The 10,416-nt window shown below is 51.6% G+C and carries 8 protein-coding genes; all 8 read right to left on the reverse strand.

Annotation, left to right across the window (positions count from 1 at the left end):
- Positions 1-60: 60 nt before the first annotated feature.
- Positions 61-1,668, reverse strand: coding sequence for a S41 family peptidase (locus KJ869_06410; GenBank protein ID MBU1576825.1), 1,608 nt, complete (start codon positions 1,666-1,668; stop codon positions 61-63).
- A gap of 16 nt (positions 1,669-1,684) precedes the next feature.
- Positions 1,685-2,356, reverse strand: a complete 672-nt coding sequence (gene tmk / locus KJ869_06415) for a dTMP kinase (GenBank protein ID MBU1576826.1) — start codon at positions 2,354-2,356, stop codon at positions 1,685-1,687.
- Positions 2,357-2,359: 3 nt separating this feature from the next.
- The gene (locus KJ869_06420; protein ID MBU1576827.1) at positions 2,360-3,493 is read right to left on the reverse strand and encodes an inositol-3-phosphate synthase; all 1,134 of its coding nucleotides are present in this window, start codon (positions 3,491-3,493) and stop codon (positions 2,360-2,362) included.
- Between the two features lie 54 nt (positions 3,494-3,547).
- Positions 3,548-4,162, reverse strand: coding sequence for a CDP-alcohol phosphatidyltransferase family protein (locus KJ869_06425; protein ID MBU1576828.1), 615 nt, complete (start codon positions 4,160-4,162; stop codon positions 3,548-3,550).
- 3 nt (positions 4,163-4,165) lie between these two features.
- Complete coding sequence (gene rsmI / locus KJ869_06430; protein MBU1576829.1) at positions 4,166-4,843, reverse strand: 16S rRNA (cytidine(1402)-2'-O)-methyltransferase; 678 nt, start codon at positions 4,841-4,843, stop codon at positions 4,166-4,168.
- Positions 4,844-4,871: 28 nt separating this feature from the next.
- A complete protein-coding gene (locus KJ869_06435; protein ID MBU1576830.1) occupies positions 4,872-5,840 on the reverse strand; it encodes a hypothetical protein in 969 nt (322 codons plus the stop codon).
- 292 nt (positions 5,841-6,132) lie between these two features.
- A complete protein-coding gene (locus KJ869_06440) occupies positions 6,133-6,777 on the reverse strand; it encodes a Crp/Fnr family transcriptional regulator (protein MBU1576831.1) in 645 nt (214 codons plus the stop codon).
- Positions 6,778-6,928: 151 nt separating this feature from the next.
- On the reverse strand, positions 6,929-10,416 hold a 3,488-nt coding region (locus tag KJ869_06445; GenBank protein ID MBU1576832.1), incomplete at its 5' end, for a S8 family serine peptidase.

The following is a 10,416-nucleotide window of genomic DNA, read 5'->3' on the forward strand; positions in this document are numbered from 1 at the left end:
TTACCAATAACTAATTTCATCCCTCAACCTGCATTGCTCCGATGTGTCCTCGGGATGACATTACTTTCCGTTCTGCCCCTCTTTGAGCAGTTTGGTAAGATCCTTGTTCTTCTGCAGCAGCTCCACTGCTTTCTGGGCCTGGGCATCGCTCTCCAGCAGGTAGGCCGTCCGGGCCTTGTCGCCGTACAGCTTGGAAAGCATCTCCCGCTTGATCCCCTGTTTGATATAATCCTTGCTTTCCTTGTATTCTTCGGGAGTGTATTCTATTTTATCTTCCTTCAGCAGTTTGATGAACTCCTCCACCATAGCCTCATTGACCGTGAAATCTTTTGACAGGTCGCTGTTACCCACGGAATATTTAATGGCGAATTTGAAGAAGATGGTTTTGCGTTCCAGGTCCATCTGGAAGCGGGTCAAGCGGGGCAGGTCCACCTTGATGTCCGGAGTGATGCCGCCGCCGCCGTAGACCTTGCGCTTGAGGCCGCCCAAGGTGGTATGGACCTCCTGGGTCGCGGTGGAATCTTCCTCCAGACTGTCCAGATCTCCGGACTGCCAGGCGCTGTTGTCCCGGTGGATGCACCGCCCGGACGGGGTATAATACTTGGCAGTGGTCAGCTTGATGGCTATGGAATCGCCCAATGGCATCACGTTCTGCACCGAGCCCTTGCCGAAACTGGTCTGCCCCAGCACCAATGCCCGATCCCAATCTTGTAATGCGCCGGCCACTATCTCCGAGGCCGAGGCCGAACCCTGGTTTATCAGCACCACCACCGGACCATTCTTGGGCCCGAACAGCACCTTTCCTGAAGCCTTGTAATCCTGGTCAGCCTCCTTTAGCCGCCCCCTGGTGAAGACCACCAATGAGCCGTTATCCAAAAAGTTGCTGGAGACCTCCACCGCTTCGTGCAATAGTCCTCCGGGATTGCTGCGCAGGTCTAATATCAGCTGTTTCATCCCCTGTTTTTCCAGGTCCTGCAGGGCCCGGGTCAAATCCGGGCCGGATTTCTGGGAGAAATTGGCCAGCCAGATGTAGCCGATCTTGTCGGCAATGAAGCCATAGTACGGTATGCTCTCTATCTCGATCAGGGCCCGGGTGATGGCGTAATCCATCAGTTCGTTGACCCCCTCGCGCTCGATGGTAATGGTGACGTTGCTGCCGGGCTCGCCCCGCAGTTTGCCCACCGCCTCGTCAGTAGTGATCCCCTTGGTGGATTTCCCTTCAATCTTGACTATCCGGTCGCCGGCCTGGATGCCCATCCGCGAGGCCGGGGTCCCGGCCATGGGAGCGATCACCGTCAGCACCTCGTCCCGGACGCCTATCTGGATGCCCAGCCCGCCAAAAGCCCCCTGGGTGCTGGATTTCAGATCCCGGAAAGATTTGGCATCCATGAACACCGAGTGCGGGTCCAGGGTCTCCATCATGCCTTTGATGGCGCCGTAGATCAGCTTCTGGGGATCGGGGGCGGTAACGTAGCGGTCCAGCACCTGTTTAAAGGCGGTGGAGAATATCCGAAGCTGGAAATTGATCTGGTCAAAAGTGCGGCTCTGGGCCAGCAGGCCGATGGTCCCGCCGGCCAGCACGCTGAACAGCACGATGGCCGACACTATCAAAGCGAATTTACGCCTGGTGATCATAATGAACCTGCCTTTCTGAATACCGTCTTCCATAATAAATATTCTTTCATTATCTTTTTTTCATGACGCTCAGCGCCAGTTGCCGCACCGCGGCGTGGATCACATCCGGCGGCTGGCTGCCATCTAAAATTTTGACCCGTTGGGGATCCGCTTGGGCAATGGTCTTAAAACCTTGCCTGACCTTTTTGTGGAATTTTAAAGCCTGGGTCTCCATCCGGTCCAGACTGCGGCGCCGGCCCTTGGCCCTGGAAAAGCCTTTCTCCACCGGCAGGTCCAGCACCAACGTCAGCATGGGCCAGAATCCGTCGACCGCGATTTGGTTGAGCGCATTAACCATCTTCAGGTCCATGCCCCGGCCGTATCCCTGGTAGGCGGTGGAGGAATCGGCAAAACGGTCACAGATAACCACCTTGCCCGCCTTCAGGGCAGGGACTATCACCTGGGCCAGGTGCTGGACCCGGGAGGCCTGCAGCAACAACAGTTCGGTGAGGTCGGACATCCCCTTGTTCCTGTTGTCTAAAAGGATCCGCCTGATCTTCTCGGAAATAGAAGGGCCGCCGGGTTCCCTGGTCAGCACTACCTTAAAGTCCTGGGCCTTGAGCCAGCTCTCCAATAGTTTGGCCTGGGTGCTTTTCCCGCAGCCCTCAATGCCCTCGAAAGAGATAAACAGCCCGCAAGAATTTCGAATTTCGAATTTCGAATTTCGAATTTTCTTCGGCATCAGTTATTTTCTTCCCAATTTCTTAATAAACTCTTCCACGTCCCGGTGGGCCTGGTCGTCATGCACCTGCACCATGGGTGATTTCATGAAATAGCTGGAAGGCTCCAGCATGGTTCCGGACAGCTTGTGGTCCAGAGCCAGCTTGGCGCAGCGCACCGCGTCTATCACCACCCCGGCCGAGTTGGGCGAATCCCACACTTCTAATTTCATGTCCAGGTTCAGCGGCACATCCCCGAAGGTCTGGCCCTCCATCTTGATGTGGCAGAATTTCCTATCCAGCAGCCAGGGCACGTAATCCGACGGCCCCACGTGAATGTCGTCGGGATCCATCTTGTAATCCAGCATGGAGGTGACGGCGTTGGTCTTGGAGATCTTCTTGGACTCCAGGCGCTCCCGCTCCAGCATATTTAAAAAGTCGGTGTTGCCGCCGAAATTCAGCTGATAGGTCTTCTGCAGTTTGACCCCCCGGTCCATGAACAAGCGGGTCAGGACGCGATGGGTGATGGTGGCGCCCACCTGGGACTTGATGTCATCGCCGATGCAGGGCACCCCGGCCTTCTTGAAGCGGTTGGACCAGTACTGCTCGCGGGCGATGAACACCGGAATGCAGTTGACGAAGGCGCACTTGGCCTCCAGTATCTGCTCCACATACCATTTGGTGGCCATCTCCGAGCCCACCGGCAGGTAGCTGACCACCACGTCTGTCTTGGTGTCCTGCAGCAGCTTGACGATGTCCACCGTGGAGCCCGGGGCCTTCTGTATGATCTGGGAGAGATACTTGCCCAGGCCGTCGTGCAGCATGCCGCGCTGAACGGTGATCCCGCTCTTGGGCACCTTGCAAAATTTATAGGTGTTATTGGGTTTGGTGTAGATGGCGGTAGCCAGGTCCTTGCCCACCTTGTTCTTGTCGATGTCGATGGCGGCCGAGAACTCGATGTCCGATATATGGTATCCGCCCAGGTTGACGTGCATCAGACCGGGGACCTTGTCGCCCGGCTTGGCGTTGCGGTAATAATGGATGCCCTGAACGAAGGAGGAGGCGCAGTTGCCCACCCCGATGATGGCCACCCTTACTTTGCGCTGGCCGGAACTTTTGACGGCCGGCTTGACGGTTTTTTTGATGATTTTCTTTGCCATGTGGTCCTTTCCTGACGCTAAATTTTATTTTTTCTTATTAAGTTTTCTTATCTCTTATGACGGGATCCCCTGGCCCTTGGTTTTCTTGCGGATGTGCAGGATCCTCTGCACCGCGGTGACGTTGGTGAATACCGCCAGCACCCAAAGGGCGATCTCGAATATCCAGTGCTGGTCGAAGATCCCGGTGAACACCGAGGCGGTGATGATCACCGCTATCCGCTCCGGCCGCTCCATGATTCCCACCTTGCAGTCCTCGCCCAGCCCCTCGGCCCGGGCCCGGGCGTAGCTGACCATCAGCGAGCCGGCCAGCGCCAGGTCGGTCAGGATGACCAGCCGCCACATATCGCTGCCGGCATAGTAGTACGACAGCCCGATGAACATGGCCAGCTCGGAGTAGCGGTCCAGCACCGAGTCGTAGAACATCCCGAACTTGGTAGTGTTGCCCGAGCGCCGGGCCAGAGAACCGTCGATGGCGTCGCAGATGGCCGACAGTAACGCCACTATTCCGCCCCAGAAGAAATGACCTGTGGCAAACAGCAGGCCGGAGCCCAGCCCGAACAAAAATCCGGCGGTAGTCAGCCAGTTGGGCTTGACTTTGGTCCACACAAAAAAATTGATCACCGGGTTGAACAGATTGACAAAACCCTTATTGAGCCATTCAGGAAACATTTTTCATCCTACCTTTCCGGCAATAACTATTACAAACTCGCCCTTGGGCTTCTTGGTCAGATACTTTTCCGCCAGCTCGGGCAGGGTGCCCCGTTCGAACTCCTCGAACATTTTGGTGATCTCCCGGCACACCGCCGCCGGCCGGGATTTAAAAACATCAGCCAGTTCCTGCAAAGTGCGGCTGATGCGGTGGGGTGATTCGTAGATCACGATAGTCCGGGATTCCTGCTCCAGCTGCTCCAGGGCCTTGGCCCGGCGGCCCGGCTTGACCGGAAGAAACCCGGTGAAGACGAACTGGCTGGTGTCTAAGCCGGAAGCTATCAGGGCGGAGATCAATGCGGTCGGCCCGGGAATGGGGACCACCTTGATGCCGGCCGCCACCGCCTGGGTCACCAGGGCCACCGCCGGATCGGAGATGCCGGGCGTCCCGGCGTCGGACACCAGGGCCATATTGACCCCTTCCTGTATCCGGCGAATCAGCTCCGGGGCTTTCCCTTTCTGGTTGTAAGAGTAGAAAGAGCTCAACGGGGTGCTTATCCCGTAGTGCTTCAGCAGCAGGCCGGTGTGACGGGTATCCTCGGCCGCGATCAACTGTACCTCCTTGAGGATCTTCAGCGCCCTTAAGGTGATGTCCTCCAGGTTGCCGATGGGGGTGGCCACTAAATATAATATTCCCGGCATGCTTTCCTGCCAACCGTTAAAATATTTGTTAGAGCAGATCCTTGAGCTTGGAGTACCGTCCGAAGCTGGATGCCTTGAGGGCGAACCGGAAATCTTTCAGAGCAATCTGCACGATCCCGTCTAAGCGCTTGCCCAGCACGATCCGGAAGGCGTCCACGAAATTATCCATCCATTCGGCAAAACCCTTGCCCAGTTCCTCGGAGGTGGTCACGATCTTGCCCTGACTCTTGATCTCGTCGTTGAACTCAAATTCCTTGAGAAAGGGATAGTGCCCCGAGGCCGCTTCCTTTGAGGAGGCGATGGTTTTGCTGACCAGGGTGGGACCGGCAATATTCTTGAGTTCGGCCATCAGCTTGTTCATGGCCTTGACGAACAGCTCTATCTGGGCGGGGCTGGCATGCTCGGCCAGCACCGGCAGCTTGTCGTAGGCGTCCACGATCACCGCACCGGGGGCGGTGGCCGCGGCTTTCAGGGCCGCCTTCAGCAGGTCTGGCGCAATGCCCTCCACCTTCCAGGTGAAATAGCCGGAGGTCGGCGCCCCCTCCTTGAAGCGGACGTAGGAGATGTCCACCCCGCGCTTGATCTCCATGAAGCCATCGAACTTGACCGAGGTCAGCTTCTCGAACAGCTTGTCGGGTTCCACATTGGACAGGTCCAGGTTTTTGAACACCGGCTTAATGCTGAAGGTGGCCAGCATCATGTCCACCAGCTCCTCCGGGGTCTCGTAGATGGAGACCGTGCCGGTGCTGGATTTCTTGGCCTTCTCTATCACCTCGGAGATGGATATCTGCTTGCGCTCGGTGCGGGAAAAGTGCCCGGCGTTTACCGGCTCGCCCTTTTTAAGGTACAGCAGCTGCACCATATCGGGGTAGACGATCTCCAGGTATCCGGAGATCTTGCTGGCCCGTTCTTTTTTATTGTCGGCCAAAATGTTGTCCAGGTGGACGAATTCAAGTTTGGCGTTCTGGAGGCTTGACCTGCCCTTGGGAAATCGCATCTTCGCTCTATCTGATTATTGAAATTATAAAAATGTTTGCTTGCCGAGTTGCCGTTGTCTCGATACACCTTAAAGTTACTCGACAACCGGCAGTATCGAGGCAAGCCGGGAATGACCTGCCTTGCCGAGCGGTGAAGCCTGGGCGGATCACAATCCGCCCCTACCGTAATTTTTTCTTTGTGCGCTTTGTGCTTTAAACGGTTTTATCGTCCCCCATTCATCCTGTCTGACCGGGAGAAACCTCAGGGTGACAAAAATCTCTGCGCTCTCCGCGCCTCTGCGGTTAAAAAACCTAAACCTCTTTGAACTTCTCCTTGAGGGTGGCGTAGCGCCAGTATTCCTCCAGGTCCGGCATGGAGGGTATCTTTATCCCTTCGGCCGCAAATGCTATCAGCGAGGAGGCCTGCATCTTCTCCAGAATATCCTTGGCCTTGGGGATGCTTACCCCCACCTGCTTGGCCAGCCCCTCCGGGGTGTAACTGCCCTTTATGAAAACGCCGGATCCATCCGGGGCGCCCTTCTCCCGGCCCATGGCCAGCAGCGAGGCCGCCACCCGGCAGACATCGTCCTTCTGCAACAGGATCTTCACCTGCTCATTGGTCTCCCGCAGGCGCTTGACTAAGCTGGAGATTAGGTATTCCACCATGGGATTCTCCTGAAGCTGGGCCTTGAAGGCCGCCCGGTCCAGTATCAACAGGGACACCTCGCTCAGGGCGGTGGCGGCAGCCGAGCGCGGAGCGTCATCCACTATGGCCATCTCGCCCAGGAATGATCCCTCCGACAATTCGGCCAGGACCTTTTTGACCCCTCCGGCATTGTTGGATATCTCCACCTTGCCGGATTTTATCAGGTACATCTCCTCGCCTTTGTCGCCCTCCTTAAAGAGGACTTCCCCGGCGGCCAGATTTCTTTCGAAAGCTCCTTGGGCTTCGGCCATTATATTCTCCTTTTAAACATACTTAACAAAATATCATATCACAACTTAATGGAGATTGTCAACAATAAATTCCCTTAGAATTTGCAGGCCAAGGCCTTAAAAAATTAAAAGGGCGGCATCCCCGCCGCCCTTTTAAAAACTATCACTAGGTTTACTTCAAAACCACCATCTTCCTGGTTGCTTTAAAACTGCCTGATTCCAGTCGGTAAAAATAAACACCGTTTGCCGCGGCTTTGCCGGTATTATCCCGGCCATCCCAGATTGCATTATAGATGCCCGCAGGCTGTTCCTGGGAAACTAAAGTTTTTACCACCTGCCCCAGGGTGTTGTAGATCTTCAGGCTGACCTTGCCCGACTGGGCCAATTGGTATTTAATGGCTGTTTTCCCGGTGTTGGGATTGGGGTAGTTTTGCATCAATTCGTAGCTATAGGCCGCTGTTGATTTGCTATTGCTTCCGGAAATGTCTTCCGTAGATTTCCCGTCACAATCCCGGTCATACTCATACAAGGCAATCACAGAACAAACTGCATATTCGCCCGCATTTTTGGCAATGCTTATTTCTATTTGTCCGTCCTTAACGCAAACAGCGGGCAACCAATGTTCTTCGGTAACTACCGTTTTGGGTTTAATGGTGGTCTTGTTATTGAAGGTTTTATCCACCGTTAGGGTTTGTTTTATGTTAGCATCCGTTTCCTGGTAATAGACGACCTTTATTCGGTATTTCTTGGCCGGGTCTAAGTTCTGTATGCTATATTTCAGTTCAGACGAATGGTAGTCAATGGTATATTCCGGCTGTGGCCCGTAATAATATGTGCCCTTTTTCTGAATATTATAGCTGTTATATTCCTCTGTTCCCACGTCAATGTAATTGCTGGGCACAGGGTCAACCGTCATGGTATATGACTTTATATAAGAAGCTATGGCCTTGGAACCGGTTTTTACAGTCGGCATTTCCTCGGTCCAAAGAACATACAACTTGGACTTGGGCCATTCCTGCTTAAAGGCAATTGACGGGTACCGGGAAATGCCGCCCTGCGCCCCTGAAAGGTTCTGGGTGCCCATCAGCCAGCCATTATCGTATTCGCAGTTGTAGATAAGGTCGTAATCGCTGTCTTTCACATTCTTGCTGTAAACGTACTGCCCGCCGGCAACCACTACAGGGAAATCGGCATTCTGCCCATCTGGACAAGATATAATTTGTTTATCCGACCAGCCGTTTACCCCCTTTGTTTTCTTGACGATTTGATAGATATCCGGTGCTATCTCTTCCTGCCAAACAACAGTGGTCTTATCACCATAAGTGTCAACTATGGGGTGAATTCCATTATCGCCCATCTCGACAAACTCATTACCGTCTTTGTAATACACCTTGCCGGTATGGCTCCAAGCAATTTTCAAGTTTCCAGCTTTGTCCAAGGCTAATGATGGCGACTTGAAGGCCGTTGTTCCACCCTGATCTATTGGTGTTGGCGCTAAAGTACCAGAAGTAGAAGGATTATAAGTGGAAATCAACACCGAAGAACCAGAAGCCCCTTCGTCCACCCAGCCCAAATACGAATTATTAGAGTTTTGATCCAGAACATATGAAAGATAGGATATCTCAGAACCTTCGGGGCCGGTGTAAATGAGTTGCGGTTCTTCAAATACACCGTTAGTCATTTTGATGCTGTAAAGACAGTTGCCATTATTCCAGCAAACTGTGGGCTGATTGTCGGTGGTTAATTCAATGGCTGGATGTTTACCCGATCCAACGGCAACCGGAGCAACCCAGGTTTCACCTTCATCCAGCGAAGATGTATAGTAAACAGTTTCCCCGGAAACATATACCGTATGTAATTTGCCGTCGGTATCAACCACTATCTTTTTACCATTCGAGAAGGCCGTGCCTTCCGCGGTATTGCTTTCAGCAACGATGGGATCGTCCTGATTTGGCGGGTCAATATAAATGGTATTTGACCAGGGTGTCACATACCCGTCGTTATGTATCGCCCGCATTTGCAGGTAAATCCTGGACGTTACACTGCCAAAATCATAAATAGTCCAACCGGTGGCGTTGGGGCTTACATCGCTTTTTAGTATTCGCCAGCCAGGGACCGCATCGGTATAATATTGAACTTCGTATCTTTCTAATGTTGGGCAACCGTAAGCATAAGCCCAGTTGAACCAAAGGTTGTAGTTTGTGCCAGGCACCGCTTTGGTTGTTGTAGCTTGTCTTAAAGAAACTCCCGCCATCTGTGGTGGTTGTGGTACACCAAGCGCTGTACAGGAAAACCGTGCTTGCTCTTTAACGCAAGGATACCAAGAATTATTAAGTATATTATAATAAATATAGTTTTGTGTTTCACAAATCCACACATTATCAGCATTTTTATATAAAGAGACAGATTCACAATCATTTTTTATTCCACTCATTGCGGGGTCGTTGGTCCAACCCTTTGACTGTGCTCCTCTGGTCCAAACCCTTGGAGTTGTCGTATAATATCTGGTTAAAGGTATTTTTGCATTAAGCTTCTGACGAACCCCTACTAAAGACCCTTGTCCAGTACCATATATAAAGCCAAGGCCGGGCACAACAGCACTATAAGATTCACTGGAAACAATTACGCTTGTTGTTGTGCTGTTTTTATTTATTTGCCAAGGGGCATTCAAATAATCTAATGCTTTTCGTGCATTTATACGACCAAATCCTGTATATCTGTCTGCCCAATAGCCATTAGAAGAAGATAATTCAATTATTTTTCTTATGTCATCATTATCTAGTGAAATTCCTTTACTCAGAGCATAGCCTTTTACCAAAGAAGCCAAACCGGTCACAAATGGCGCCGAAAATGATGTGCCACCCAACCACCTAAAAGTTGGTGTATATGTTTTTATTTCATCATACCCTTCAGTTTTGGTGACCCTTTCAACTTTATATATTACAGAGGTAGTATATATATTTTCGTTTTCTAAATCACCTAATTGTGATCCACCTGGTGCAACAACACTAATATGATCACCATAATTTGAAAAACTTGATCTTTGCCCAAATTTATCCGTTGCTCCAACAGCCATAACACCTTTTAAAGCTGCAGGATAATATATATTCCCGGTTCCAGGATCCCCATTATACATGCATGCAACTAACAAAGAATTATTATTATAAGCATGAGCAACTGAATTTATAAGTTCTGCAGTTGGTTCCCAAACCCAACTCATGTTTATAACATCCGCATTATTATCTGAAGCAGCAATTAAACTTGCTGGTCCACCAACATCTTGATAAATAAGGCATGCATGGTCGATACCCGCTATCCCATAATTATTATTGGTAACGGCACCAATTATTCCAGCAACTCCAGTTCCATGTCCACCGGCATCACGCCAATTAGTGCGAAGAACAACTCTTCCAATTAAATCAGGATGGCTACTTGCAATATTAAACCGATCTGTTACGGGGTCAATTAGCACACCAGAATCTGTTATCCATATTTTTACAGAACTGCTTCCTTTAAATAAATCCCATGCCTCTGGTGCATTAATATCTCCAATATTTGCATCGTTGTGTAAACCCCATTGCTGTCTATTCCTAATACCCCCATCATTCGGAAAATATTGAGCTGAGGCATTAGATAAAAATAAAATAATACTTACCAAGG

The sequence above is a fragment of the Candidatus Edwardsbacteria bacterium genome, from assembly GCA_018821925.1.
Taxonomy (GTDB): Bacteria; Edwardsbacteria; AC1; order AC1; family EtOH8; genus UBA2226.